Origin of the sequence: Mycetohabitans sp. B2, from assembly GCF_021733735.1 — a bacterium.
GTDB classification, from domain to species: domain Bacteria; phylum Pseudomonadota; class Gammaproteobacteria; order Burkholderiales; family Burkholderiaceae; genus Mycetohabitans; species Mycetohabitans rhizoxinica.
The window spans coordinates 19,510-46,244 of sequence record NZ_JAHKSP010000041.1 but is presented as its reverse complement, the minus strand read 5'-3'; the positions used below and the strand labels follow the sequence as shown (position 1 = coordinate 46,244).

The 26,735-nt window shown below is 60.5% G+C and carries 20 protein-coding genes and 3 pseudogenes; 11 read left to right on the top strand and 12 right to left on the bottom strand.

Annotation, left to right across the window (positions count from 1 at the left end; genetic code table 11):
* Window positions 1-7 precede the first annotated feature (7 nt).
* From KPG66_RS08185 to KPG66_RS17725, 6 genes and pseudogenes are all read right to left on the bottom strand, one after another.
* Entirely contained in the window at window positions 8-256 is a 249-nt protein-coding gene (locus KPG66_RS08185; protein ID WP_237070589.1) for a (2Fe-2S)-binding protein, read from the bottom strand.
* A gap of 105 nt (window positions 257-361) precedes the next feature.
* Entirely contained in the window at window positions 362-1,225 is an 864-nt protein-coding gene (murI, locus tag KPG66_RS08180) for a glutamate racemase (RefSeq protein ID WP_237070588.1), read from the bottom strand.
* 27 nt (window positions 1,226-1,252) lie between these two features.
* Window positions 1,253-1,732: a bacterioferritin gene (gene bfr, locus KPG66_RS08175; RefSeq protein ID WP_041754326.1), complete on the bottom strand. Its 480-nt coding sequence runs from the start codon at window positions 1,730-1,732 to the stop codon at window positions 1,253-1,255.
* Between the two features lie 112 nt (window positions 1,733-1,844).
* Entirely contained in the window at window positions 1,845-3,368 is a 1,524-nt protein-coding gene (locus tag KPG66_RS08170; RefSeq protein WP_013435627.1) for a fumarate hydratase, read from the bottom strand.
* Between the two features lie 48 nt (window positions 3,369-3,416).
* Entirely contained in the window at window positions 3,417-3,989 is a 573-nt protein-coding gene (locus KPG66_RS08165; RefSeq protein WP_041753659.1) for a TIGR00645 family protein, read from the bottom strand.
* Between the two features lie 82 nt (window positions 3,990-4,071).
* Window positions 4,072-4,703, bottom strand: a pseudogene (locus KPG66_RS17725) (hypothetical protein).
* A gap of 322 nt (window positions 4,704-5,025) precedes the next feature.
* Here KPG66_RS17725 and acs point away from each other — a divergent pair.
* Complete coding sequence (gene acs, locus KPG66_RS08150; protein ID WP_237070586.1) at window positions 5,026-7,008, top strand: acetate--CoA ligase; 1,983 nt, start codon at window positions 5,026-5,028, stop codon at window positions 7,006-7,008.
* A gap of 125 nt (window positions 7,009-7,133) precedes the next feature.
* On the opposite strand, the gene KPG66_RS08145 is transcribed toward acs, so the two are convergent.
* The 4 genes from KPG66_RS08145 to KPG66_RS17920 form a co-directional block, all read right to left on the bottom strand.
* Window positions 7,134-7,850, bottom strand: a complete 717-nt coding sequence (locus KPG66_RS08145; RefSeq protein ID WP_336886353.1) for an SOS response-associated peptidase — start codon at window positions 7,848-7,850, stop codon at window positions 7,134-7,136.
* Between the two features lie 607 nt (window positions 7,851-8,457).
* Entirely contained in the window at window positions 8,458-9,399 is a 942-nt protein-coding gene (locus KPG66_RS08140; RefSeq protein ID WP_237070585.1) for an F-box protein, read from the bottom strand.
* 501 nt (window positions 9,400-9,900) lie between these two features.
* Entirely contained in the window at window positions 9,901-11,439 is a 1,539-nt protein-coding gene (locus KPG66_RS08135) for a cryptochrome/photolyase family protein (protein WP_237070584.1), read from the bottom strand.
* Window positions 11,440-12,366: 927 nt separating this feature from the next.
* Complete coding sequence (locus KPG66_RS17920; RefSeq protein ID WP_422392662.1) at window positions 12,367-12,495, bottom strand: helix-turn-helix domain-containing protein; 129 nt, start codon at window positions 12,493-12,495, stop codon at window positions 12,367-12,369.
* 478 nt (window positions 12,496-12,973) lie between these two features.
* Here KPG66_RS17920 and KPG66_RS08130 point away from each other — a divergent pair, with 478 nt between their 5' ends.
* The 9 genes and pseudogenes from KPG66_RS08130 to ldcA all read left to right on the top strand — a co-directional run bounded on the left by KPG66_RS08130 (window position 12,974) and on the right by ldcA (window position 21,878).
* Window positions 12,974-13,171 (top strand): hypothetical protein, encoded by a 198-nt coding sequence (locus tag KPG66_RS08130; protein ID WP_237070583.1) that lies wholly within the window; start codon window positions 12,974-12,976, stop codon window positions 13,169-13,171.
* A gap of 404 nt (window positions 13,172-13,575) precedes the next feature.
* Window positions 13,576-13,722, top strand: a pseudogene (locus KPG66_RS08125) (MFS transporter); the annotation flags it as partial.
* A gap of 107 nt (window positions 13,723-13,829) precedes the next feature.
* A complete protein-coding gene (locus KPG66_RS08120) occupies window positions 13,830-15,353 on the top strand; it encodes a CoA-acylating methylmalonate-semialdehyde dehydrogenase (protein WP_237070582.1) in 1,524 nt (507 codons plus the stop codon).
* A 32-nt stretch (window positions 15,354-15,385) separates the two neighbouring features.
* Window positions 15,386-15,869, top strand: a pseudogene (locus tag KPG66_RS08115) (NAD(P)-binding domain-containing protein); the annotation flags it as partial.
* A gap of 1,087 nt (window positions 15,870-16,956) precedes the next feature.
* Window positions 16,957-18,432, top strand: coding sequence for a hypothetical protein (locus tag KPG66_RS08110; RefSeq protein ID WP_237070581.1), 1,476 nt, complete (start codon window positions 16,957-16,959; stop codon window positions 18,430-18,432).
* Between the two features lie 315 nt (window positions 18,433-18,747).
* Window positions 18,748-19,818 carry a squalene/phytoene synthase family protein gene (locus KPG66_RS08105; RefSeq protein WP_237070619.1) on the top strand — a complete coding sequence of 357 codons (1,071 nt, stop codon included), beginning with the start codon at window positions 18,748-18,750 and terminating at the stop codon, window positions 19,816-19,818.
* 51 nt (window positions 19,819-19,869) lie between these two features.
* Window positions 19,870-20,304 (top strand): J-domain-containing protein, encoded by a 435-nt coding sequence (locus KPG66_RS08100; protein ID WP_237070580.1) that lies wholly within the window; start codon window positions 19,870-19,872, stop codon window positions 20,302-20,304.
* A gap of 24 nt (window positions 20,305-20,328) precedes the next feature.
* Window positions 20,329-20,850 (top strand): tRNA adenosine(34) deaminase TadA, encoded by a 522-nt coding sequence (gene tadA / locus KPG66_RS08095; protein ID WP_237070579.1) that lies wholly within the window; start codon window positions 20,329-20,331, stop codon window positions 20,848-20,850.
* 101 nt (window positions 20,851-20,951) lie between these two features.
* Entirely contained in the window at window positions 20,952-21,878 is a 927-nt protein-coding gene (ldcA, locus tag KPG66_RS08090; protein ID WP_237070578.1) for a muramoyltetrapeptide carboxypeptidase, read from the top strand.
* 86 nt (window positions 21,879-21,964) lie between these two features.
* Here the strand turns inward: ldcA and KPG66_RS08085 are convergent, their stop codons facing one another.
* Window positions 21,965-23,401, bottom strand: coding sequence for a hypothetical protein (locus KPG66_RS08085; protein WP_237070577.1), 1,437 nt, complete (start codon window positions 23,399-23,401; stop codon window positions 21,965-21,967).
* 696 nt (window positions 23,402-24,097) lie between these two features.
* On the opposite strand from KPG66_RS08085, the gene KPG66_RS08080 reads away from it, so the two are divergent.
* Complete coding sequence (locus tag KPG66_RS08080; RefSeq protein WP_237070576.1) at window positions 24,098-25,345, top strand: glycosyl hydrolase; 1,248 nt, start codon at window positions 24,098-24,100, stop codon at window positions 25,343-25,345.
* A 172-nt stretch (window positions 25,346-25,517) separates the two neighbouring features.
* Here KPG66_RS08080 and KPG66_RS08075 read toward each other — a convergent pair whose 3' ends face one another.
* Window positions 25,518-26,678, bottom strand: coding sequence for an acyltransferase family protein (locus KPG66_RS08075; RefSeq protein ID WP_237070575.1), 1,161 nt, complete (start codon window positions 26,676-26,678; stop codon window positions 25,518-25,520).
* Window positions 26,679-26,735 lie beyond the last annotated feature (57 nt).

Genomic DNA, 26,735 nt, shown 5'->3' with positions numbered 1-26,735 from the left:
ACTGGCGTCAGGCCGCCTTGCGCTCGTAGAACGCGACCGGCGCCGGCGTCACATGACGCGCCGGGTGGGCGCCGGGACCGCACAGGCTCGTGCATGCGCCGCAGGCGGCAACCAGGTCGCGCACGGTTTGCTCGCACTTGCCGCAGCACGTTGCTACGCCCAACTCGAATTGCAATTCGTCGAACGTCGAGGCACCGGACTCCAGCGATGCACGGATAGTACGGTCGGAAACAGACTTGCACACGCAGACGATCATGATGCGCTGACAGCTAACGTTAATGCGAATTATTATCATTCTTTGTGGTGACGTGTGCAAGCGCGATCGATGATTTTTTGTAACATCGGGGTCGCTGGCCTTGCGTTAGGCCAGTGCATCGCGATAAATCGGTTCTGACGCTATTTCGACGTGTTCGGCGGCCACGTTGACGCTGAGCAGTTGCCGAGCGATGCGGGCCAATTGCGGGGCGTCGCCCGTGGTGACGAGCCGCAACGGCGCTGGCGCGGATGTCGGCTCGGCGTGCGCGGCGGCCGGGCCAGTGTCAACCCGTAACTGCTGGTCGGTCAGCCGCCGCACCAGTTGACGCGCGATCGCCTCGCCGGTGTCGATGACGTGGAGCCGGTCGGCAGTGATTGTACGCACCGCATCGAGTAGAAACGGATAGTGGGTGCAGCCCAGCACCAGTATATCGGCACTAGCGTCCAGAATCGGCTGCAGGCATGCGGCCAGACGTTGCATGACGACCGGCGAACCGATGTCGCCCGCCTCGATTGCATCGACCAGGCCATGACCTGCCTGGCAGACGAATCGGCAATCGCCGCCGTACTGGGCGAGCAGCGCGTTGAAGCGCGCGCTCTTGAGCGTGCTGGCGGTCGCCAGTACGCCGGCCACGCGGGTGCGCGACTGCAACGCGGCGGGCTTGATGCCCGGCTCGACGCCGATGATCGGCATCGGCAGGCGCTCGCGCAACATCGATACGGTATGCGCGGTGGCGGTGTTGCAGGCCACCACGATCGCCTTCACCTGTTGCGCCGCGAGCCACCGGCCGATGCCCAGCGTGCGCGCCGCGATGAACGCGTCGTCGCGCTCGCCATACGGCGCGTAGCGGGAATCGGCGCAATACAGCAGTGCCTCATCGGGTAACGTCGCACGGATCGCGCGCAGCACCGACAGGCCGCCGACCCCGGAGTCGAACACGCCGATCGGCGCCGCGTTGCGCATTGTCATCCTCACCGTGCTGGTGGCTGCCGCGGCTTACGATTGGACAGCTGTCATCGCGCACTGCTGGTAATTCTGGATGCCTATCCTGTTGATCAATTCGAGTTGTGTCTCGAGCCAATCGATGTGCTCTTCGGTGTCGTCCAGGATGCGGCGGAAGAGCTCGCGCGACACATAGTCCTGCACGGACTCGCAATACGCGATCGCCTCCTTGCAGGTCGTTTGCGACGCCAGTTCGAGCTTCAGATCGCATTCAAGGATTTCTTGCGTGGTCTCACCGACCAGTAGCTTGTGCAAATCCTGCAGATTCGGCAAGCCATCGAGCATGAATACGCGCTCGATCAACCAGTCGGCGTGCTTCATTTCACCGATTGACTCGTCGTATTCGTGCTTGCCCAGCTTGTCCAGCCCCCAGTGCTGGTACATCCGCGCATGCAGAAAGTACTGGTTGATCGCCGTCAGTTCGTTCTTCAACTGAGCGTTCAGATATTCGATGACTCTCTTGTCGCCTTGCATGATCGGTTCCTTGTGGTGGGCAGGCACGGACGGTGTGCAAGTTATGGATTGAACCGAGTCGTCCGTTGCTCGCTAAATGTGAAGCCGCGCGGCTGCGCGGTCCGCCGATCCGCTACGCGGTGGCAATCGAAACCTTGCCGATCCTGGCTTGCCATTCCTTCGGGCCGGTCTGATGGACCGATGTGCCGTTGGAATCGACCGCCACCGTGACCGGCATGTCCTTGACCTCGAATTCGTAGATGGCTTCCATCCCGAGATCTTCGAACGCGACCACGCGCGAGCCGCGGATTGCCTTGGACACGAGGTAAGCGGCGCCGCCGACCGCCATCAGGTAGGCCGCTTGGTGCTTCTTGATCGCATCGATCGCGACTGGGCCGCGCTCGGCTTTGCCAATCATCGAAATAAGGCCGGTTTGCGCGAGCATCATCTCGGTGAACTTGTCCATCCGTGTCGCGGTTGTCGGGCCAGCGGGGCCGACGACTTCGTCGCGCACCGGATCGACCGGGCCGACATAATAAATCACGCGGTTCGTGAAGTCGACCGGTAGTGGCTGGCCGTTGGCTAGCATGTCCGCGATGCGCTTGTGTGCGGCATCGCGTCCGGTCAGCATCTTGCCCGAGAGCAACAGCGTCTGGCCCGGCTTCCAGCCGGCGACCTGCTCGCGCGTCAGCGTATCGAGGTTCACGCGTTGACTGGTCTCGGTGTTCGGCTGCCAATGCACATTGGGCCAGGCCTCCAGCGGCGGCGGATCCAGCCGCGCAACGCCAGAGCCGTCGAGCGTGAAGTGTGCATGGCGGGTCGCCGCGCAGTTCGGGATGATTGCGATCGGCTTGCTGGCCGCGTGCGTGGGCGCCGCCATGATCTTCACGTCCAGCACGGTTGACAGACCCCCCAACCCTTGGGCGCCGATGCCCAGCGCGTTGACCTTCTCGTGCAGTTCGACGCGCAGCGCCTCAATCCAATCGCGCGGTCCACGGGCGATTACGTCTTGAATGTCGATCGGATCCATCAGCGATTCCTTCGCCATCAAAACCGCCTTCTCGGCAGTGCCGCCGATGCCGATGCCAAGCATGCCCGGCGGACACCAGCCGGCACCCATCGTCGGCACGGTCTTGAGCACCCAATCGACGATCGAATCGGACGGATTCAACATCGCGAACTTCGACTTATTCTCCGAGCCGCCGCCCTTTGCCGCCACCTGCACGTCGAGCTTGTCGCCCGGAACGATCTCATAGTGGATGACTGCCGGCGTGTTGTCCCGAGTGTTCTGGCGCGCCCCTTCGGGCGGGTTGACGATCGATGCGCGCAGCACGTTGTCCGGGTGCGTGTAGCCGCGCCGCACGCCTTCGTTGATCATCTCCGTCACGCTCATCGTCGCGCCATCCCAGCGCACGTCCATGCCGACCTTGACGAACACCGTGACGATGCCCGTGTCCTGGCAGATCGGGCGGCGTCCTTCGGCGCACATCCGGCTATTGGTGAGGATCTGCGCGATCGCGTCCTTCGCTGCCGGGCTTTGCTCGCGCTCGTACGCGCGGCCCAGCGCCTGGATATAGTCTAGCGGATGGTAGTAGCTGATGTATTGCAGCGCATCGGCGATGCTTTGAATCAGGTCTTCCTGCTTGATGACTGTCATGGTGCTTTTCTCTTGGGGCGCCGCATCGGCTGGCGGCGGGAGTAACGCTCAATCGTGTGTCGAATCGGCTAGTGAAACAGGAACATGCGGCGCGTGCGATGTAAGCTTGTCCACCCAGGCCATGACGAGCGCCGACAGCAGGAATGCAAGGTGGATGAGTACCTGCCACACCACCGCCTGCGACGAATGCTGGTCGGGGTCGATGAAGGTCTTGAGCAAGTGGATCGACGAAATGCTGATCAGCGCCATCGACAGTTTGACCTTCAGCACGCCGGCATTGACGTGATCGAGCCACTCCGGTTCGTCCGGGTGGCCCTCCAAGCCCAGCCGCGACACGAACGTCTCGTAGCCGCCGATGATCACCATGATCAGCAGGTTCGAAATCATCACGACGTCGATCAGTCCGAGCACCACCAGCATCACATTGGTCTCGGTCAGCGACGCCGCGTGCGACACCAGGTGCCACAGTTCCTTCAGGAATAGGAAGACGTAGATAGCCTGGGCGAGGATCAAGCCCAGGTACAGTGGTAGTTGCAGCCAGCGACTAAAAAAGATCAGCGACGGCAGTGCGCGCATACGGCGCGGCCCGGACGGCGAAAATGGCGGGTGACTGGAAGGCATCGTGCAACTGAGCAAACGGTGTCGCACTGCCCGTGCACGCGCGCGGGCAGGGGCGAACGCCAGGGTGAGGTCAAAAATACAGTTATTGTACCAATGCGGTTATTGTACCGCGTCGCAGCAGAATGGCTGCGGCACGCTCGGCTCGGGCACGCGGCGGCGGGCCATGACGCGAGTGGCGGGACGCGGCCGGCCGCATGCTGGCCAACGCGATGCCGGCGATCCCGCCTACTCGCACGGACCCATGCGCTGTGCTCGGACGATCGCCGAGAAAAGTGATCCTGTATGCGGCGGCCACCGGCAGCACCGCCCCATAGTCGAACGCGGCAAGCGAGCCCACGCCGAATAGCAACCTCGGCAGCAGGTACGATGCCGTGCGTGTACGGCCTACGTCGATGGCCGCCAATGTTTACGACAGGACCAAGCAAATCGATTCGCAGCACACCGCGCCGAGCGCCGCAATCGTGCGGGTGATTACGCCGGCGGCGACGGCGCTCGTGTGCCGCGGCCCGTTGAGCATCCATAGCGTGAACAGAAACGTGCCGAACAACGATTGCAGGAACAGACTCAGCCATTCACCACACGTATCTTCGTGGGCCGGTACAGCGGCCAGAGCACGCCGATCTCGGTCACGAACCGTAATAGCGTGAAGATCGATACCGAAATGAGTGCGACGATGCTCTTGCCGATGCCCACATAAGTGTTGACGAGTCGCATCGCGCAAGGGGCAAGCGTGCGTAGCGGTTTGCTGCGGGGTCACAGCGAATCCGAGGCCGCTCAGCTTTTTCTTAATTGAGCAAGCATTGTAGAGTTCATTGTAAAGTTCTGGGTAGGTGCCGGTAAGCACGCGGGTCGATGCGGCGCGGCGATCGACTTCGTTGCGCCGCCCGGCCACCGGTCACGGCGGGAGCGGAGACACTCACGCCAATGTGTGGCAACGCGGCGGCGCGCGGCGGGTTATCCAGCGCGTTGCGACAGCGATGCGATACGGCGGCACACGACAACGATTTTGTTTATTCCATTATCAGGGGGTAGTTTGATGTCTGCCATTGAATCGGTCCTGCAAGAGCGGCGCGTGTTTTCTCCGTCCGCGCAGACCACGGCCGCGGCCGCCATCGCCGGCATGGATGCCTATCGGGCGCTGGTCGCCGAGGCCGAGCGCGACTACGACGGATTCTGGGCTCGCCTGGCGCGCGAGCACCTGGCGTGGCACAAGCCGTTCACGAAAGTGCTGGACGAATCCAATGCACCGTTCTACACGTGGTTCGAGGACGGCCAGCTCAACGCTTCGTACAATTGCCTGGACCGGCAGATCGCCGCGGGCCACGCGCAGAAGAACGCAATCGTGTTTGAGGCTGACGATGGCACGCTCACGCCTGTCTCCTACGGCGAGTTGCACCGGCGCGTGTGCCAGTTTGCCAATGCGCTGAAGTCGCGCGGCGTGCGCAAGGGCGATCGCGTGGTGATTTACATGCCGATGTCGGTCGAAGGCGTCGTCGCGATGCAGGCCTGTGCCCGGATCGGCGCAACGCATTCGGTCGTGTTTGGCGGTTTTTCGTCGAAATCGCTCAATGAGCGGCTGATCGATGTCGGCGCTGTGGCGCTGGTCACTGCCGACGAGCAGATGCGCGGCGGCAAGGCGCTGCCGCTTAAGCGTATTGCCGACGAAGCCCTGGCGATGGGCGGATGCGACGCGGTGAAGGATGTCATTGTTTATCGGCGCACCGGCGGCAAGGTCGCCTGGCACGAAGGGCGCGACCATTGGCTGCATGAACTGGTGGTCCAACAGCCCGAGCAATGCGAGCCGGAATGGGTCAGTGCTGAACATCCGCTATTTATTCTGTACACGTCGGGTTCCACCGGCAAACCGAAGGGCGTGCAGCACAGCACCGGCGGCTATCTGCTGTGGGCCATGTTGACAATGAAATGGGCGTTCGATATCAAGCCGGACGATGTGTTCTGGTGTACCGCCGACATCGGCTGGATCACCGGCCATACGTATATCGCGTACGGGCCGCTGGCGTGTGGTGCAACGCAAGTTGTGTTCGAAGGCGTGCCGACGTATCCGAACGCGGGCCGCTTCTGGGAGATGATCGCGCGGCACAAGGTCACCGTGTTCTATACGGCGCCGACCGCGATCCGCTCGCTGATCAAGGCATCGGATGCCGATCCGGCATGCCATCCGCGCGCGTACGACCTGTCGTCGCTGCGTATCATCGGCACTGTCGGCGAGCCGATCAACCCCGAAGCGTGGGTCTGGTATTACGAGCAGGTCGGCGCCAAGCGTTGCCCGGTCATCGACACGTGGTGGCAGACCGAGACCGGCGGCCATATGATCACGCCGCTGCCCGGCGCCACGCCGCTCGTGCCGGGCTCATGCACGCTGCCGTTGCCGGGCATCATGGCGGCAATCGTCGACGAGACCGGCCAGGACGTACCGAACGGACAGGGCGGGATCCTCGTGATCAAGCGCCCGTGGCCCTCGATGATCCGCACGATCTGGGGCGATCCGGAGCGTTTCAAGAAAAGCTATTTTCCCGAGGAACTCGGTGGCAAGTTGTATCTTGCCGGAGACGGCAGCGTACGGGACGAGGAAACCGCGTATTTCACGATCATGGGACGCATCGACGATGTGCTGAATGTGTCCGGTCACCGGCTCGGCACGATGGAGATCGAGTCGGCGCTGGTGGCTAATCCGATCGTCGCCGAAGCGGCGGTCGTCGGCCGGCCCGATGACACAACCGGCGAAGCGGTGGTCGCGTTTGTCGTACTCAAGCGCGCACGTGTGCAGGGCGACGAGGCCGTGAAGGTGGCAAATGAGTTGCGGGCGTGGGTCGCGAAGGAAATCGGTCCGATTGCTAAGCCGAAGGATATTCGATTCGGCGACAACTTGCCGAAGACGCGCTCCGGCAAGATCATGCGGCGGCTGCTGCGCTCGCTGGCCAACGGCGAGGCGATCACGCAAGATGTGTCGACACTGGAAAACCCGGCTATCCTCGATCAGTTGAACGAGGCGCGCTGACGCGATGAGGTGCATGGCCTTCGTCGCTGCGCATGTCGATTCGCATCAGCGACGAAGGCTCTGGAGAGACTCGATGCCCTTCGGCCGGTGGCGATGCGCACTGACGCAGCCATGGGTGGGCGTACTCATTTTGCATCGCCCACATTTTTGCGCGTAGGCAGTGGGGCAGGGCCTGCGACAAGTTCATCGGCTGGCAGCAAGCTCAGAAACGTCCTGGCCACCTCCGGCTCACGGCACGTCAGCCAGTCGTCATAGTATTCGCGCCGCAGGATTACGATGCCGCGCTTCTCAGATCCAGGCTTGTGAAAACGGCGCAGGAGCGGATGAGAGTCGGCATTGAGCGTCAGCATCGTGAACGACAGACTATCGTTCCACGCACGCCATAACCCTGCAATCGAGAACGGCTCACCACTCGCTAGCTTGATCCGCCAGCGCACCGCCTTGCCGGTTTCATAGTTCGGCTCATAGAAGCTTGATGCAGGGATAAGGCACAGCTGCCCATTGCGCCAGCATGTCGAAAAACTGCGTTTTTTGCCCACGGTCTCGGCTCGAGCGTTCATCGTATCGAACACCTTGACGCCGGGCGGGATGTGCTTGCGGGGCACGAGGCCAAACGTTGCCCGATCGGTGCTTCTCGTACCTTCTCCCATACGGAAAATTGGCGCCGCGTAGTCTTTATAGACGCTGCGAGGGTAATCGAATGTCGGCCGAGGAAACTCGGTGAATGTGCTCAAATCGTCGAGCGTCGCGGATTCGTAGTTGGTGCACACACCGCCCCCTTGAAGCGCCAGATTAGATTGATTGATGCAACAGCGCTGTGCAAATACACGGTGATGTTGCAAGAATGAGGGGTTGCAATAGTCTTAAGGGTACGCTTTCTATTCGTTGCCGTCAGTACAGTCCACGATAATGACCCAATGTCTATCGACGCCGAGTACATCGCGAAGCGGTGCTACGTGCCGCAGCCTCGGCCATGGACGCCGGGCAGTCATGCGGCGAACCACTCCGCCATGAAGTTAACGAAGCTGCGTACTGTCACCGGCATTGCCGAACGGTGCGGCATCACAGCGTGAAACGGAAGTCGGCGCGTCGTCCACTATCCACTAGGGCCTGTATCAGCTTGCCATCGTTGATGTGCTACTCGACGATAAATGAAGGCGCTAATAACAGGCCGCGCTCAAGCAGCGCGAGTTCCGTTAGCGATCCGATTTCGAAGACCGGATCGCGCCGCTCAACGTCACGGTAACTTTTTGGGGACAATTGAACAGATTCTGGAAACGCACCACCCAGGCCGGCGCGGTTGCGGGATGCTGGCCGGACTGGCTTCACAACGGGCTGCTCGGTCCGGCATTGAGCCGATCAGCTCAGGCGTGTTTGGCGCGCCCGCTGGCTTCGTTGTTGCGATTGCCGTCAGCTTGCTGGATAGGAAGCCGCACGATGAACGCTGGCTCAGACTCGCGTGCGAACGCGTTCGATAGAGTCGGGTGTCAACCGTGATAGGGTGCGCGCGTCAGGCGTCGCATTGCGGGTCAGGTTTCTCAATCGCAGCACAAGCCGAGCCCGTTCATCGTCCGCCGTCTCGTCGTCGGCACCCACGCGGTGTTTGTCCCCGTGACGGCGGGCATCGGCTATCGCTTGCTCGAGCAAGTCGATAAACTTGTGTAGTGGCAGGTTTTTGGGCCGCCACGCGATGACGGCAGTGCAAATCTCAATGTCGGGATCCTCCAATGCATGCGGGTCGCGTTCGCCGGCGAGCGCGGCAGCCTCGCCCTCGAAAAAACCGTAGTTCAGCAAATGAATGGCATAGTCGCGGTTCGATATCCAGACATTTCCGCCATGGATTCGCGGAAACAAGCGTTCAACCGTCGCCGCTTCCTGACCTTGCAATTCGATGATCCGTGTCAGCGCCGACGCGCGTTCGCCTTTCGGCAGGGTTTCGATTTGTGACTTTAGGTGGTTTAGCAGTGCGCGGCGTTGCCGCGCGCTTACCGACGCGTTATCGCGCGATGGCAACCCGCTACTGGGCTCATCGGATTGCGTCGCGCACGACGCGCTGTCATGCGAGCGTTTCAGATGCTCGATCATCTGGTCCAGCACGCCCTTTCTATCCTGCGGGGCCAGCCATTCGAGTTCAAAGGACTGGATGATTCCATCCAGTTCGGCGCGGCTATGCTCGAGCAGTTCCAACGACGTCGTCCATAGCCTCTGTGCTTGATCGTACTGCTGGGGGCCGGGGGGCAGTTGGCGAACGGCCTGCAGCTTCTTGTTTACAAGAAAGCAATGCCGTCGCGGCAGCAGCATCTGCCGGAACTTGCTGTTGACCTCGGACAACCGCGCCGCATCGCTGAGCGGAACACGGCTGAATATGTTGGCGAGAAGCTCCGTTGGCATCTCGTTCAGGCCAATAGCGGCTTGCGGGCTCTTGGACAATTGCTTGGCACCCAGCCCGTCGAGTCGATGTACCCCATTCCGTCGTTGCGCGGTAGATTGCTTCCCGACTGCCTCAGGCGTGTAAGCCGCCGAGGGGATTGGATCAAATGTTTGCGTGCCCTGGCTGGCACGCGGTGCGATGCTCAAGGATAGCGGATGCGGCATTCGGTAGGCCCTAAAATCCGCAATTGTCGGAGCAAGCGCGGCGATACGTCGCGCCGGTGCCGAAACGACAATGGAAGAACCGAATCGGCGCGATACGTCGACATCGGGCAAGCTGCATGTGGTCTGCCGCTGACACGATCCGCGATGTTTGCACCGTTCCCATGGCTGGAACACCAGATGCGTCTCGTTGATCGCGGTGACGCGGTAGCACCCACGGTGCTTCGGGTGGCCGGGCAGCAGCTTGATCGATTCGGCGGCTGCGGATCGCGATCAGCCGCGTCGCGCAAACCCGCTTGATCATGCCAACGGGTCGGCGCTGCCCGATTCGCGCCCACGCATGTGCTCCATCGCCTTCAGCGCCCGCTCGCGCGCTTGCTGGTGAGGCACCACCGGCAGCGGATAGTCCTGACCCAGCCGAACCGACGCAGACGCCAGTTGTGCGGGTTGCGCGAGCCATGGCGCATGGACGCATCCGCTCGGCACGCGCGCGAGTTCGGGCACCCAGCGCCGCACATAGGCGCCCTGCGGGTCAAATTTCTGACCCTGTAGCACCGGGTTGAAGATGCGAAAGTACGGCGCCGCATCCGCGCCACTGCCGGCCACCCATTGCCAGTTTGCAGGATTGCTGGCTTCGTCGGCATCGACTAGCGTGTCCCAGAACCAGGCCTCTCCTTCGCGCCAGTTGATGAGCAGATGCTTGACGAGAAACGACGCCGTTACCATCCGCACGCGATTGTGCATCCAACCCGTATGCCACAGCTCGCGCATGCCGGCGTCAACGAGCGGATAGCCGGTGCGGCCATGCTGCCACGCGCGCAGATCCGCGGTATCGGTACGCCACGGCATCGTGTCGAATTGCCGTTTGAAATTGACTTGATGGAGCGGCGCACAATGATAGAGCAGATAGTATGAGAACTCGCGCCAGCCAAGCTCATCGAGAAACTTATCGACGCCGCTGCTCGCGGTGCAGGCGCTGCGCGCGTCGCCGCAGTGGCGCCCGACGCGCGCAGCAGACAGTGCTGCATGCCATACTTGCCGTGCCGAGAGATTGCCGAAGCGAAGATACGGAGAGAGCCGACTGGTTGCCTGCATCGCGGGAACGTCGCGTCCACTCGCGTAACGGGTCAGCGCATTCGCGAGGAAAGCGTCCAGTTGCGTCTGTCCCGCTTGTTCGCCGCATTGCCACGTTTCGCGCAGCCCGCTGGCCCAGTCGGGGGTGCGAGACTGGAGCGCCAGTGCAGACAGATTTTTCACGCGCACTGCCACGCCGATGTTTTCCGGCACGGGAAAGAAGTTGATTCGCTCAGGGGCGGGCTGCGGCGCTTCAGGGGAATACTGGTGGCGCGCGGCGCGCCAGTACGCGCTGAAGACCTGAAACGGGCGGCCATCTCGCGTAGCCACGGTCCACGGCTCTCGCAGCAAGTGGCCATTGAAAGTGAAAACCGCAATGCCACGTTCTTTGAGCGCCGTCTTGATCGCGGTGTCGGTTTCGCGTTGCGGTGCCGAATACCGGCGATTCCAGCACACCTTGATCGCGCCGATTGCCACGGCGAACGCTTCGATGGCCTGCGACTCGGAGCCGTGAAGGACGGTCAATTCACCGCCCAGCGCTACGAGCGCAGCATTGAGTGCGCGTAAGGATTCATGGAGCCACCAGCGCCCAGCTGCGCCCGGCGGGCGCGTATTGCGTGGCGCCGGGTCGTGAACATACACGCACACGACAGGGTGACCCGTGGCAATAGCGTATTCGAGCGCGGGATTGTCGGCTAGGCGTTGATCGTCGCGAAACCACACGACGACGGGTGGTAGCGAGCAGGGTGGCGAAGACGGCGGCATTGAGAAGTCGTAAAGCGGAGGCCGTGACAATCTCCATAATACGGGTTTCGGCGCGGATAGCTGTTGGGATTTGTCAACAGCGTTGAGGCGCGTGCCGACTATGCCGCTACAAGTGTTAGTGACGACTCAGTATCGCTCGATAAGCTAATCGTCAAAGAAAGGGCCGCAACGGTCCCCAGCTCGCGCAGTGGTCATGTGTCGAAGCGTCCGAGGTCCACCAGGCCAATCGAGAACGTGAGATGGCTGTGTGCACGGTAGCACACGCGACTGCTGCACGCCCGCCGGCGCTTGACGTATGGCATCGCCGGGTCGCGCCCAATCGGGGGAGGGGCGGGGGACTACGTCGTCCGTGTTGGCCGCACATCGCGTGTCATGCGTGCTTGCCCTGTTCCACGCCGTTATCCAGCGGCGGCTCGGAAGGCTGCGGTGCGCAGGACGGCGCGGCACGCGAAGGCGATGCCATCAAGACAACGGGGGAGCCGGGTTATAAGGGAAAAAGTACTCCCGCGATTGGTTTAGGAACTGCGGCATGGTATGGACGAAGGGTCCATTTGCAGTCCAGAGAAGATTGCGCAGGGCGGCGACTGGCTCCCGCGACGGCATCTGGGAAGGCGCAGGTGCCGGGCGCGCGCCTGATCTTACGAGCATGGGCGTCGTTGTTTCAATGGGTCCAAGTAGTGGCGGCGTGGTGAAGTAAGGACCATTGTCTGACATGCGGTGTTCCAGGAATAGCTGAGCGAGCGCGGCAGCGAAGCGAGCGCCCGTCATATGTCGGACATCGATTATCGCTGCTGCGCCATCCGGCTCGCGCATCGGTCGGCGCAATCGTGGATGGTGACGCGAAGTCTGTTGGCGTAAATGTAATAAAGGGTGGCGAATAATAGAACGCCCGAACGGGACACAACTGTCGAGCGGTGCCGCCCGAGGCTACGACCTCGTAGTTTTCGGTGCAGCGTCGCGCGCGAGATGCCCAGGCTTCGGGCGGGCGGTCGCCGACATGTTGCCGTCGTGACGCTGGAGTGCCTGCCTGATCACATCGGCTTTCGCTTCGGCCAGCGTGCCGGCCAGGCAAGCCGCCAGGCGTGGGCTTGCCGGCGTGCCGGTCGTCGCGAGTCAACTCCGGTGGTAGATGTTTGACGCTGATCCTGCGGTCTCTGTTGGCTAATGCCGCCTCTTGCGCGAGCAGGCGCTCGAGCCGCAACCGCAATCGGTGCGCTCGCGCAGCGGCGGCAGCGTAATGCTTATGCCGCAGAGCCGGTAGTACAAGTCAGTTTCGCCGTGCACGATGACCAGGATATCGCGCGAGAAGGCCCGCTATGCGTTGTCGAGGGCGGATGTGAGCTGCGGGTCGGCGCATATCCACGCCTTGACACCGGCAGAGCCCGTCGATACCGCGATGGAGGTGATAGCTATGGGAGCCGCCGGGGCGGCGGCGTGCGTTGACGGCGGCGCATGCCGTACTGTGCCGCGCCGGTGACAGTGGGCGCGGTCGATATCCCTGTCGCGGCGCGTGCCCGCGTCGCCGGCAGCGACGGTGGACCGGATCCGCACGGCGGTCTGCCGCATCAACAGCCAGGCGGTCATCGGTAACGACGCCACGACGCAGCATTGGCCCAACTACAACTTGGATTATTTGCAGACGGGTTTCAGTAAATTTAAGCAATCGATACAGACAAAGCGCGTCAACCACCTGGCGCGCGCCGTCTGGGTCTGGTCTGGACATATGATTTGACTTCTTCACGGGGCGTAGAGGTGTCCCGATCGTCGTCCGCATGATGCTTGTGGTGCCTAATGCCTAGGCGCTGACGATGGGTGCCTACAGTGCAGGCCGACAGACAGGTAGACAGGTAGACAGGTAAAGCGAACGCGCACTAATTTACCGTTAGATAAAGGCCCGATCTTCTCACTTAACAAACTTTCGCGCTCCACTGCAAAATTGGCATGCAGCTTGTGCATTCATGCACATCCAATTTGGTTTATTGTTGATACAGCGAAGCCGTTTGCTTACCTATACTGGACATATCAATATGCCGGTACACGACCCATATCGCCCGGCCATGGCGGCCCGCCTGACAATAAACGGAGACACTATGCAGACGCAAACAACCATCGAAGGCCGCACGGCCTCGGGGATCGCCACGGGCCGACATCCTGAACGCCATTACCGCCAGTGCGGTACTGTCATTAGTAACGATGCCGCTGTACAGGCACTTGAGCGACCGGATTGGGCAGAAGCGCATGTTCGTGATTGGTTTGTTGCTGATGTGCGTGTTCGCCGCGCCACTGAGCCCGGCATCGGCACGCTAGGTGGCGTATCGGCGCGGCGGCGTGTCATGCCGTCTACCGAGTAGGATACCTAAATAGAAGTTTGATAGTGTTGGAGACTGTTAATGAATTCCGCCATAGCTTCCACCTCGCTTGAGGTGACCACCGTCAAGTTGTTGATCGACGGGCAGTTCGTCGAATCGCAGTCCACCGAGTGGCGCGATATCATCAATCCTGCCACGCAGCAGGTCATCGGCCGCGTGCCATTCGCCACCGATGACGAGGTAAAGGCGGCGGTAGCCGCCGCGCAGCGTGCCTTCGCGACGTGGAAACACACGTCAATCGGAACTCGCATGCGGATCATGCTGAAGTTCCAAGAGTTGATTCGCCTGCATATGGAGCGCATTGCGCACACGCTGACGGCAGAGCAGGGCAAAACGTTGCCGGACGCACAGGGCGATATTTTTCGCGGCCTGGAAGTCGTTGAGCATGCATGCTCGATCGGCACGCTGCAGCTCGGCGAGTTTGCCGAGAACGTGGCTAGCGGCGTTGACACCTATACGTTACGGCAGCCCATCGGCGTGTGCGCGGGCATCACGCCGTTCAATTTCCCTGCGATGATCCCGTTGTGGATGTTTCCGATGGCGATCGTTTGCGGCAATACGTTCGTGCTGAAACCGTCCGAGCAGGATCCGTTGTCGGCGATGGAACTGGTCGAGCTGGCACTCGAGGCCGGCGTGCCGGCCGGTGTGCTCAATGTCGTGCACGGGGGCAAGCAGGTGGTTGACGCGCTTTGCACGCATCCGGACATTAAGGCGATATCGTTCGTCGGTTCCACGCAGGTGGGCACACACGTATACAACCTCGGCAGCCAGCATGGCAAGCGCGTGCAGTCGATGATGGGCGCCAAGAACCACGCGGTCGTGCTGCCGGACGCCAATCGTGAGCAGACGATTAATGCATTGGTTGGGGCCGGGTTTGGCGCCGCAGGCCAACGCTGCATGGCGACCTCGGTGGTGGTGTTCGTTGGCGAGTCGCGCGATTGGTTGCCTGAGCTGGTGGAGAAGGCAAAGACGCTAAAAGTGAACGCCGGCCATGAGCCGGGAACCGATGTCGGGCCCGTGATTTCGGCGGCAGCTAAGGCGCGGATCGTCGGCTTGATCGAATCGGGCATCAAGGAGGGTGCGACGCTGCTACTGGACGGTCGTGGCGTGCGAGTGCCGGGCTATGAGCAGGGTAACTTTGTCGGTCCGACGATTTTCTCAAGCGTTAAGACCGACATGTCGATCTACCAGCAGGAAATTTTCGGCCCGGTAATCGTGGTGCTGGAAGCCGCCACCCTCGATGACGCCATTGCGCTGGTGAACCGCAACCCGATGGGTAATGGCGTGGGGTTATTCACGCAAAGCGGCGCCGCGGCGCGCAAATTCCAGAGCGAGATCGACGTCGGACAGGTCGGCATCAACATCCCAATACCGGTGCCTGTGCCATTCTTTAGCTTTACCGGTTCGCGCGGCTCAAAGCTGGGCGACTTGGGCCCATACGGTAAGCAGGTCGTGCAGTTCTACACGCAAACCAAGACCGTGACCGCGCGCTGGTTCGACGACGCACCGGGCACTGGGGTCAATACGACGATCGCTTTACGCTGACAGGAGGCGTCATGGAAATCGGTTTTATCGGGCTGATCGATTCAAGCACGGTCGATCCAGCGACGGTGCAAGCCATTGCGGCGGCAGCCGGCCGGCAGCGCAATCCGTTTGCTGACGCGCCTGTGTCGGGGGCACCGGCGGCGCGCAGACCGGCACGCTCACTTTCATGGTTGGCGCCGACATGCAACTGTTCGAGCGCATTCAACCGGTGTTGCTGAGCATGGGCAAGAACGTCGTTCGGTGCGGCGAACCGGGCATGGGGCAGGTGGCCAAGATCTGCAACAATCTGGTGCTCGGTATATCGATGATGGGCGTGGCTGAAGCAATGTCGCTCGGTGTTTCGCTCGGCATCGGCCCGGCGGTGCTGGCCGGCGTCATTAACATGTCAACCGGCCGTTGCTGGAGTTCGGATACTTATCATCCGTACTTTACCAGTCGATGAGCCAACGCGGTATGGGCGGGCTGGATTTCTCGGCGTCCATCAAGCTATACAGTGCAAAGTTCGGCCAGGACTGAGCACGATGGGCGTGCGAGCTGCCCAAGCGCGTCCATGCTCGACATGCCTGCTGACATCGGGCCGGCACGGCGCACGGCCTACCTCGACGGTGCAGCGCTGCGCGCTGTCCACCGGCGAGCACCTGCCTGACTCGATAGCCAATACTTGTCCGACTTAATTACATCTTAGGCGTCTCGCCGCCTGCATATGCCAGTTCACGTGGCAATAGAGTGCCGCACCCCGTTTCCCGGTTGTAGAATGTCACGCCACTGACGCTACCCTGCCGTGTGGCGTTGTCATCGGTGTTTCCAACACCCCGTCGGTCGGGGGGTATTCCTATGCTGTTCGATGTGGCGCCGAGGTAGCCTGTTTCAAGCAGAAGGGTTGAGTGCCCCGACGCGTTTCGCCAAGTACAAAAGAGAAGTGGCCGGTGGCAATAGGCAAGCTATGGGTGGACTAATATCTCGCGGGTCTTTTTTCAGTCGCGTTGATTTTCTCGGAATCGAGTTGACCACGCATGGGCGTCGAGCATCGATCACGCGGTTTCGAGTTGGGCGAAAGACAGTTTTACACGGATTTGAACAATTGAGTAAAAAAGCGGGTGTGGTGCCGTTTAATCTAGTTTGCGAGCAAAGGAAGCGGAATTGGGGGGTGTTAGAAGACGCTCGAACCGCGCGTGACTTGGTGCGCGCCAACGCGGCTTTGAAGGATTTAGCCGCATCCGGTTGGCTTATCAGGGCACTACGTTACAGAATAATTCAGTGTGTCGCTGTGATGCTTGTCGGTGCTGCGGGGGCATGTGGGGGGAGCGGCGGCGGCAAATCTGATGATGACATGGTCCAACGCGTAGTCGTCAAAGAGGCGGACGGAGAACGAGAGCGGGCCCGCTCGCCAATGGATCCCGTACAAGGCTGGCACACCGGTACCACGGTCGGTTCTCCAGTCCCTACAACAAATTCGGCCCATACGATGAATATCATCAACATTACGAATGTAGGCCAACTTTATGCAACGGATGGAACGGTCGAGATTGGTAGTCTGAATCACGACAGAGGCAGGAAAAGGCGTAGTATTTGGCGGACAGGCCACAGCGTAAGCGAAGCTGTGGTGAAAGACTTGAATGTGGGCGTGGGCGAGCACGAAGCGCGGATTTCGGCCGTCGGTGTACAGACTGGACCCGAGCCCGTCGCCCAAGTGGCGGACGCCAGCGTACAGACCGAACCCGAGCCCGTCGCCCAAATGACGGCCGTCGGCGTACAGACCGAACCCGAGCCCGTCGCCCAAATGACGGCCGTCGGCGTACAGACCGAACCCGAGCCCGTCGCCCAAGTCGCGGACGCCAGCGTACAGACCGAACCCGAGCCCGTCGCTCAAGTGGCGGCCGTCGGCGTGCAGACCGAACCTGAGCCCGTCGCCCAAGTGGCGGCCGTCGGCGTACAGACCGAACCCGAGCCCGTCGCCCAAGTGGCGGCCGTCGGCGTACAGACCGAACCCGAGCCCGTCGCTCAAGTGGCGGCTGTCGGCGTGCAGACCGAACCTGAGCCCGTCGCCCAAGTCGCGGACGCCAGCGTACAGACCGAACCCGAGCCCGTCGCTCAAGTGGCGGCCGTCGGCGTGCAGACCGAACCTGAGCCCGTCGCCCAAGTGGCGGCCGTCGGCGTACAGACCGAACCCGAGCCCGTCGCTCAAGTGGCGGCTGTCGGCGTGCAGACCGAACCCGAGCCCGTCGCTCAAGTGGCGGCTGTCGGCGTGCAGACCGAACCCGAGCCCGTCGCCCAAGTCGCGGACGCCGGCGTACAGACCGAACTCATGGAGGCGCACGAAGCGCAAGGCCAATACATCGGTAGCCTATCGGGCAACTACAATTTCACCGCGTTGGTTACCCCGGCGGGCAAGTTTTATGCGATATATGCTCACGGCGACGATATAGGTGAGGCCATTGTTGGCGATTTCGACATGGGCAACGCCGGGACCGGGATCCTCTATTTGAAAGAGCGGCTTGCAATAAAGGTCAATTTAAGCGCGTCAACTGATTCCGGTCGTTCGCTGCCTTCCCACGTCGGTTCCACAGTGGTCTCGATCCTGGCCAACCAGTTTCCCAGCTATCAGAATATTGCCACTCAGGCCGACAACTTGTTGTTCAATTCGCAATCGATTCACATCGTCGCATCCGCCGATGGCCTGCCGCCGCTCCAATTCCAAGGCAATGCCGACCTAGCGTTACATACCAAGCCGACTGTGAGCAAAGTGGTCGGGACATACAAAGGCATGTTCAGCAAACGTGACTATCTTGTCAACGAGATCAATATGCCGAGCATAATTGAAATGATAATCGATGGCCGGGGTAGGATCACAGGGACAGAGGGATATTGCCCGTTTGTCGGCAAAATCGTTTCTCGTGAGTGGGGCAGTGCCTACGATATCGAGGTTGAGTACTCAGGCGATACAATGTGTTCCTACCCAAACTCGACGGTTCGCGGCGTGGGTTTCTACATTGAAAAGGAACGCCGGCTTCGCGTGGTGATGCAAACGCCGGGCAAGGGCGGTATGTTGTTCAATATGACGCGCAACAATGCCCGATAGGGTAGGCCGTCGTCCTAGCCCGGCAGCGCGGGCATGCGCTAGCGCCCGCAGCGCTCGAGCATTGGGAGGCGAGTTGCTTTTCCACGCGGGCCAGGCCTCGATGATGGCCGAAGGCGGCTTGCTGGACCCGACGGCGCGGCGACGCCGGTGCGTGAACCGGTACAATGCCGGCTGTGATTGTCAATTTATGGCTGCGCGATGTCCGATTCATCGTTCGACTCTCCATCCGACGGCGCTGCAGCGCACGCGCGACGTGCCGCCGGGCCGGTGGCCGGTCCGCAACCGCCCGCCTGCGTGACTGCTGCTGACCGATCCATGCGCGATCCGGCGCGCGCTTTCCTGCTCGGTCCGCTACTCAAGGGGGTGTCCCGCTCGTTCTACTTGACGCTGCGCGTGCTGCCCGCCGGCATGCGCGACCCAGTTGGCCTGGCGTATCTGCTAGCGCGCGCCGCCGACACGATCGCAGACACGCCGCTGATCGAGCCCGCGCTGCGGCTGCGGATGCTATTGACGCTGCGTGCGCACGTGAATGACGCCGAACACGATCGCGGGCCGCTGCGCGAGATGGCTAGGCAGTTGGCCGCGCAACACCAACAGTCCGACGAGCGGCGGCTGCTGGAATCGCTCGAGCCGGCGCTGGCGATCCTACAGCAGTTGGCCGAGCGCGATCGCGAGGCGGTCCGTGGCATTGTGTCGACGCTCACGCGCGGCATGGAGTTCGATTTGACCACATTTGCGCACGAGCGCTCCGGGCAGATGGTGGCGTTACGGGCATGGCACGAACTGGATCAGTACACCTACATGGTCGCCGGCTGCGTCGGCGCGTTCTGGACGGAGATGACCTATATGCATCTGCCGCGCGTGCTGCACGGTGACCCCGTGGCGATGTCAGCGCGCGGCGTGCGTTTTGGCAAGGCACTGCAGCTGACGAACGTGCTGCGCGATTGCGCTAAAGACTTGCGGATTGGCCGCTGCTACTTGCCGTCCACGATGCTCGAGCGGTACGGTTTGACGCCGCGGGACCTGTTGTCCGCCGAGGCGGCAGGCCGGGCGCGCCCGGTGATGCTGGAACTTGTACGCCATGCGCTGGACCAGTTCCGCGACGCAATCGACTATACGCTGGCGATTCGCCGTTCGGCGCCGCGCCTGAGGCTGGCATGCTTGTGGCCGATCGTCATCGGCTTGAAAACGCTGCTGTTGCTAGTGAACAGCGCGAACTGGCTGGTGCCGGAGCCGGCCGCCAAGGTTCGGCGCCAGCAGGTGTACGGCGTTATCGTCACCTCGATCGCGCTCGTCGGGTCCAATACGCTGCTGCGCGCGTGGCTGGAGCGGTTGATCGCTGCAATAGAGTGCCGGCTCCATTGCACTTCGCGCGAGGGCGGCTGAACTACGCTAGAGTTTGGTATCCTTGACGCGCATTTCGAATCTTGTCCGTCTATGAAACTGCTCGACGCGCTGGTTGAACAGCGCATCGCTGCCGCGGCCGCGCGGAGTGAATTCGACGATTTGCCCGGCAGCGGGCGGGCGCTGCAACTCGACGACGATTTGCTTGTGCCGCATGAGGTTCGTGTGGCGAACCGGATTTTGAAAAACGCCGGCTTTGTGCCGCCGGGCGTCGAGCATTTGCGTGCGCTACGCGAACTGGAGCATGCGTTGTGCGAATGCGACATGGGCCCTCAGTGCCCGGCACACGATGGGCCGCTGCTGGATCGCGCGGAACAGCGTCGCCTGCGGGCGAAGTGGCTGGCGCTGACTATGGCGCTCGAATCGCTGCGTGGCGGGCCGATGGTGGTGCCACACGAGTATTGCCGCCGTGTTGCTGAGCGCCTGGCCGGCTGTGGTGGCGCCGTCGTGCCAGCAGCGACTGACTGAGCGGCCCTTCGACGCGGAGCTTGAATGCGCAACAGCGGTTTACCTGACGCGGGCCCGTTAGCCCGGGATCTGCATTTCATGGCGTTAGCGCGCGCCGCCGCCCGCCGCGCTTATGCAATTGGCGAAGTGCCGGTAGGCGCCGTGGTCGTGCGGGGCGACGAAGTGATTGCGCAGGGCTTCAATCAGCCGATCAGCACTCACGACCCGTCCGCGCATGCGGAGATGGTCGCGCTGCGAGCGGCTGCACAGTCGTTATCCAACTATCGGATGCCGGGCTGCGAATTGTACGTAACGCTCGAGCCATGCCTGATGTGTGCCGGCGCGATCATGCATGCACGCATCGCTCGAGTGGTGTTCGGCGCGCATGATCTGAAGACCGGCGCGTGCGGCAGTGTAGTCGACGTATTTGCACAGCCACGGTTGAATCATCACACGAGCGTTGTCGGCGGCGTACTGGCCGATGAATGCTCGCACGAGTTGAGTCAGTTCTTCGTCGAGCGCCGTCAGCAGTTGCGCACGTCGCGTACACTCGGCGACGCAAGTTGATTCCGGTCGATGTCGCGCCGTGTGATCCTGATCGACGTCGCGCCGTGTCGGCACGGGTTGCAATACGTGCCGCGCACTGTCTTTTCCCGCTCAGGAGTGTCATGAGGCCCCGTACGATCGAACTGATTGCCCCCTGCGGCTATCCGCAGGATCCACAAGCCGTTGCCCGGGCGCTGGCGCGTTGGGTCGATGCCGGCCATCACATCCAGGGCATCGATACGACCGAGCGGCGCTTCCAGCGCTTCGCGGGCACCGATGCGCAACGCGCCGCGGACCTGAATCGGCTCGCTGATCCTGCGCGGGCGCTGCCGGACATCGTGCTGGCCGTGCGTGGCGGCTATGGCGCGATCCGGTTGCTGCATAGACTGGACTATGCAGGATTGCAACGCCGGCTGGCCGGCGAGCCGATCGCGATCTGTGGCCATAGTGACTTCACCGCGATTCAGATGGCGTTGCTCGCGCACAGTGGCCTCATTACGTTCGGCAGCCCGATGCTGAGCGGCAACTTCGGCGCGCCGATATTGAGCGAATTCACAGTCGAGCATTTTTGGGCGGCGATCAGCAACGCGGAGTTCACGATTGGTGAGCTGACGCCACAGCCCGACGACGTCGACCTGCGCGGCACGTTGTGGGGTGGCAATCTCGCGATGATCGCCGCGCTGGCTGGTACGCCATACTTGCCGAACATCGACGCGGGCATTTTGTTTGTTGAGGACGTCAACGAGCATCCATTCCGCGTCGAGCGGATGCTGTACCAATTGCATCTGGCCGGCATCCTGCCGCGTCAACAGGCGCTGGTGCTCGGTGACTTCACCGGGGCGCAGTTGTCGGAGTATGACAATGGCTATGATTTTGACGCGATGGTCGAGCAGATCCGCGCGCTGATCGGTATTCCGGTGATAACTGGGCTGCGCTTTGGCCACGGCGCGGATACCGTGACGCTGCCCGTGGGCGTGCCCGCGCGATTGGAAGCCGGCGCTAACGGCTTTACGCTGACAATCAGCGGCCATCCAACCCTGGCGGAATAATACTGCCCGTGGCAGCGGGGTTACCCGACGCTGGGTTGCAGCGAGGCGCCGGGAACCAAGAAGCGTTGTCCTGCTACCCTCAAGCCTCAAGCCTCGCGCATGTGTGAGGTGCGCGCGGTTAGTTCCACTTCATGCCGGTCCGCGGCTTGTCGTGCGCGATTGCGGTGATACAGTCGGCAATAGGCAAATGCAACGAAGGTCCACGGTGCAAGGTACGAGAACTCCGGCACCGATACCATCATCATCACATAGGTCGCCACGCAGCACTGTCGTAGCGCGACCGCCTTCGGCGCCCAATCGAGCTTGAACGCCGGATACAGCAATAGCACGCTGAACAGCGCAAGGCCCAGTAGCCCATTGTTGACTAGCAGCGTCGAAAACATGTCGGTGGTGCGGATGTAGCCGAAGCCGATTCCCACCAGCTTGTTCGCAACGGGTGCATTGAGCCAGAAGTCGACGGCGGCCATGAAACCGGCCGAGCGCTCCTGGCCCGATGAATTGGCACCGGTGAGTTTCTTGATTATCACATCATCTGCCAATTGCACGACTTGCTCGTTAAACACGATGATGATCGCAATAATGGCAAGCGCGGCCAGCACCAGCTTAATAATATTGATCCGCGTGTGCATCATCCGGATGCCGAGGTAGCACAGGTAGCCGACCATCGCCGTCGTGGAGGCCGTCATCACGAGTGAGGCGCCAATAATGATCGCTGGCCAGCGCGACCGTTGCACGGTGCGGGCGTAGACCCAGAACGGGAACATCGACAGCGCATACATCGACGGTTCGCCCGTTAGCGACTTCAGACGCTGCATCGAGATCCCACCGATGCCCATGGTTTGAAAGTCGCTGCCCGTGACGATGTCCTTGGGCAGGGGCCGGGCCAGCGTGTTGGTGAACTGGCGATTGGACAGGAAGTCACCCGGCTGGCCGGTCACAAGGTAGTAGGCGCACTCATAAAGTCCGTACACGGCAAACAGGACGCCGGAGGCAACGATGATGCGATCCCATGCGTCGTCGTAGTAGACGTACAGGTAGGTGCCATAGAGTACCACTGCGACGACATATAGAGATTGCGTGAAAAGCGAAGCGCGCATGACAAACGAATGGTCATACGGATTGACCAGCGACAAGGTGTCAAGATCAGGCGTATAATCGTCGGTCAGGTCGGCTAGTTGCGTCAGTGTAAACAGCAATAACCAGACAAAGATCGCTGTTAAAAGGATGCGCAAATAGCGGGTACGCTCGCCGCCTCCGTACAGCATAGCGATTGCCAGTGATAAGAAGCACATCAAATAGCCCGGCGTGGTACCTTGCACGCTGGGAAACACCAGCACGGACGTGATCGGCACAAAAAATGCCCACACCAGATAATAACGATCCACTGCCTTGAAGGCACCCCGTGCCCTACTGGAGTCAAACCTCCCACTCCATGATGAACCGACGACGTGCTGCTCACCGCCGGGACGCGCTGGTCCGGCATGCAGAGTGCGGCCGCGATGGCTCGAATTCGTGTCGTTCATCTCACAGGGTCCGCAATAAATCACTGAGGCAACCGCTGGCTATTGCCGTCATGGCGCCGGATCACCACCGCCGCCTCATGTGACGTACGTGAGTCGGGAAGGGCGCATACGCTTTGGTCAATTGGCATAGCATCGCGCATGAGTCAACCCATATCAGTGCGTTGACGTACCATTTCGACCCGATACGTGCCGGCTTTCGGGCGGTGGGCATAACCTAGATAAAGGGTTACCTGTCGGCGTGACAGTCGTACCGAGTGCATCATGTGGCCGGGCACATTGAGTCGGGCACGGTAATTGGCTGCGCTATGCGCCGTCAGCGCATGTGCAGCGAAACATCCATCTTTCCGAGCGCCCGAATTCAGTAGAATGTGCGCTCGTTCTTTCGACGCATGAAGCGTCATCCTAGTTCTCTTAGCTTCTGCGTGCGGATAATTCGCTCGCTGGCTAGCTTCGGGCTCGTCGATTCGGCTGTCGATTGCCATCCACACCATGTGTCACTGTGCGTCTGGCTTTGATCTACCGTTTCGTCACGAAGAAGTCCCATTCCCACGAAGTGCAAGGCGATGCCCAGTGTCCCAGGGGTGCGGTTCTTCGTCGCGTTCAATGCGGCACGGGCACGAAGTGCTTTCGTCCAACGTTTGGCGAAGGCACGTGCGTTTCGATTATCGGCCTTTGTATGACTATACATTCAAATTCATGATTTCGAAGAAGAGCAATTCATCTAAAAGTCCCTCTCACTGCGCCTCAAACATCGATTTGGACTCCCAAGGCAGTGCGAAAGACGCGCTATGTGTGCGACGTGAATTCCTTCGCACACTGGTTGCTACAGCCGGAACGATGGCGCTGGGAGTGTGTGCAAGTAGCGAGGTTGGAGCTGCTAGCTTTGAGCGTACGCGCCGCTGGTCCAGCAGCGGCGCGACTTCGTTAGATTCAGCCGCATCGGCTTTGAGTGCTACTAGTACTACACCCGTCAGTGTGACGACATCCAGTGCCGCGGCAACCTCCAGTTCCATGTCGTCGAACAGCTACAATGCAGTGTCGTCCGGGTTCTTCGGAATCAACGGACACATTAATTCGGGTAATGCGTATGGCACGGCGTTTGCCACGCAGATAGCCTACATGCGCGATCTTGGGGTTTCGAATGTTCGCCAAGATGTTTGGAATACGATGGGGGCAAAAAACATTGCCTCTTTTGTTGACGCACTGAGGGGTACCGGCATTAGTGTCTCAGTGGTGATCACCCCAAAGCTATTCAATACCGATGAGGCTTCTGCGTACAGCAATAGCTTTCAACTCGCATACTCCATCGCAAGTATTTTAAAGGGTAAGGTACTGTTGTATGAGTGCGGTAACGAAATGGAAATCGGTTTCGTATCCCGTGGCGGCAACTTTCGCACCGACTACCGAGTGACGCCGTACTTTATTTACCGCGGGATGATACGCGGCATGATCGATGGCGTACGCGCCGCGGATCCCCGCGCAGCAGTGGCCGTTACCGCCGGGTGGTTACACTTCGGTATTTTGCAAATGCTGGCCGACGGCACGGATCCCCAAGGTGGAACGAGTGGGCCACGCGTTAATTGGGATGTCACCTCCTGGCACTGGTATAGCGATATGGGAGACATCACGAATGCGAACGGTATCAATGTGCTTCAAGAGTTGACGCGGCGCTTCCGGCGACCGATCTGGATTTCCGAGTATGGCTATCGACCGTATGGTCAGTCCGAGAACACGCTGCTTAATGCACAAGCGAGCTACCTGGCCACTCAAATGCAGGAATTCGTCAAGCTCAAGTCGCAGTACAGTTTGCTGCAGTCGGTCCAGTTGTATGAGTTGTTCGACATGTCGGCTGACGATGGCTATGGCTTGATCAAGTCGGATGCTGTCACGAAAAAGCCAGCCTATAGCGTGGTCAAAGAAATCATCGCCCGCGGCAGGGTGTAGCGATGGCATAGCCCGCGGTTCATGCATGCGGACTGTGAAGGGTGGCGTTAGCCCTGCTCTTATCGTTGTGGTTGCGCCACTTATTGCGTGCTCTATGTCAAGCCATGGCTCGACGCTCTTGCCATGAGCGTTGCTGGTGCATGGAGAGTAGCGCGGAATCGGCGCCTGTGTTTCAGAAGCGTTGCGAACGTGCTGTAGCCGGTCGGGCCCGCTCCGTTAAACGGGTCTGGCATGCACAGGTTAGCGCATGTCCCGCACGGATGCTAGGCGCTTCGCAAAATTTGAAGCTTAGCCAGGACAGTGCGATTGCCGGTGCCAATGGAGCAAGCATATAGACGCCAAGCGGCGCGCCGGTCCACTGATAATGCCGACACAGCCAGAACACAAGATATAGCGGTATTCCATGCAATAGGTACACGGAGTAGCTGATTTTGCCTAGCCACGCAAATGACGGGTGATGGATCTTGAATAGGGTGGCGAAGCTGGCGAACAACGCGATGCCGACGAGGTAGCCGATTGACGACGAAACGTGCGCATAGTCATGGCGCCGAAGAGTATAGATAGCGATTGCCACTGCAATTAAAGCGATCAGTGTGGTCAACGCAATCAATACGCCACGGTAGGTCATCGACAACGCAGGGATAGAGCGTCTGCGCGGCCAGATAAGCAAGATTGCGTTGGGTTCGTCGTACGCCTTGCGAAATACTGCCCCCCAGAACATGATTGACAAATGATACAACATGCCCTTGTACTGCCCCAATGCATTATTAGGAATAACATGCCATGCAGTGGTCAAGACGAACAGTATGCCTAGTGCCGCGCTGGCGGTAACGAGTGCACGCATTTGATGCAGCAAGCCACTCCAGAACAAAACTAGACATAAAAGATAGAAATACAATTCAGTTTCCAATGTCCAGTAGTGGCCCATGATGGTGTCGAAGCCGAATGCCGTTGGGATCATCGTCAAGTTGACGAGAATGCCGATGCTGCTCATCTTTTGTTGGAACAGCGTCCAGTACGTAAGATAGCCAAGTGGTACCGAAAGCCAGAATGCGGGGTACAGCCGCATGAAACGGCGTATCAAAAATGTGCGCGTACCATCGGCGATGCTGCCCCGCAGGCTGTTTGGAATCAGCATCCCGCTGATTCCAAAAAAAATCACGACACCGATGCGCCCGAAGTTGACCGAACGCTGTAGTGCGTCCAACCCATGTTGAGATCCGGCCAGCGGGGCAAGCAGTTCAGCATAGTGCGTCCAGATAACGAACAATACCGCGATAGCACGCATCGCGTCGATGTGGTCTAAACGGCCATTTTCTGGAGGGTTTGCCATTCAAGGGCCTTGGATCTAGTTATCGAGGATATCCACAGGACAGGGACGATCCGCGTC

Bases quoted from the DNA above. Each gene is read 5' to 3' on its own strand.
- KPG66_RS08100 (WP_237070580.1), top strand. From the start codon at position 19,870: ATGAAACTGCTCGACGCGCTGGTTGAACAGCGCATCGCTGCCGCGGCC.
- KPG66_RS08120 (WP_237070582.1), top strand. From the start codon at position 13,830: ATGAATTCCGCCATAGCTTCCACCTCGCTTGAGGTGACCACCGTCAAG.
- KPG66_RS08165 (WP_041753659.1), bottom strand. From the start codon at position 3,989: ATGCCTTCCAGTCACCCGCCATTTTCGCCGTCCGGGCCGCGCCGTATG.
- bfr (WP_041754326.1), bottom strand. From the start codon at position 1,732: ATGCAAGGCGACAAGAGAGTCATCGAATATCTGAACGCTCAGTTGAAG.
- KPG66_RS08080 (WP_237070576.1), top strand. From the start codon at position 24,098: ATGATTTCGAAGAAGAGCAATTCATCTAAAAGTCCCTCTCACTGCGCC.
- ldcA (WP_237070578.1), top strand. From the start codon at position 20,952: ATGAGGCCCCGTACGATCGAACTGATTGCCCCCTGCGGCTATCCGCAG.
- KPG66_RS08185 (WP_237070589.1), bottom strand. From the start codon at position 256: ATGATCGTCTGCGTGTGCAAGTCTGTTTCCGACCGTACTATCCGTGCA.
- acs (WP_237070586.1), top strand. From the start codon at position 5,026: ATGTCTGCCATTGAATCGGTCCTGCAAGAGCGGCGCGTGTTTTCTCCG.
- KPG66_RS08135 (WP_237070584.1), bottom strand. From the start codon at position 11,439: ATGCCGCCGTCTTCGCCACCCTGCTCGCTACCACCCGTCGTCGTGTGG.
- KPG66_RS08105 (WP_237070619.1), top strand. From the start codon at position 18,748: ATGCGCGATCCGGCGCGCGCTTTCCTGCTCGGTCCGCTACTCAAGGGG.
- KPG66_RS08170 (WP_013435627.1), bottom strand. From the start codon at position 3,368: ATGACAGTCATCAAGCAGGAAGACCTGATTCAAAGCATCGCCGATGCG.
- KPG66_RS08075 (WP_237070575.1), bottom strand. From the start codon at position 26,678: ATGGCAAACCCTCCAGAAAATGGCCGTTTAGACCACATCGACGCGATG.
- tadA (WP_237070579.1), top strand. From the start codon at position 20,329: ATGCGCAACAGCGGTTTACCTGACGCGGGCCCGTTAGCCCGGGATCTG.
- murI (WP_237070588.1), bottom strand. From the start codon at position 1,225: ATGACAATGCGCAACGCGGCGCCGATCGGCGTGTTCGACTCCGGGGTC.
- KPG66_RS08085 (WP_237070577.1), bottom strand. From the start codon at position 23,401: ATGAACGACACGAATTCGAGCCATCGCGGCCGCACTCTGCATGCCGGA.
- KPG66_RS08140 (WP_237070585.1), bottom strand. From the start codon at position 9,399: ATGCCAACGGAGCTTCTCGCCAACATATTCAGCCGTGTTCCGCTCAGC.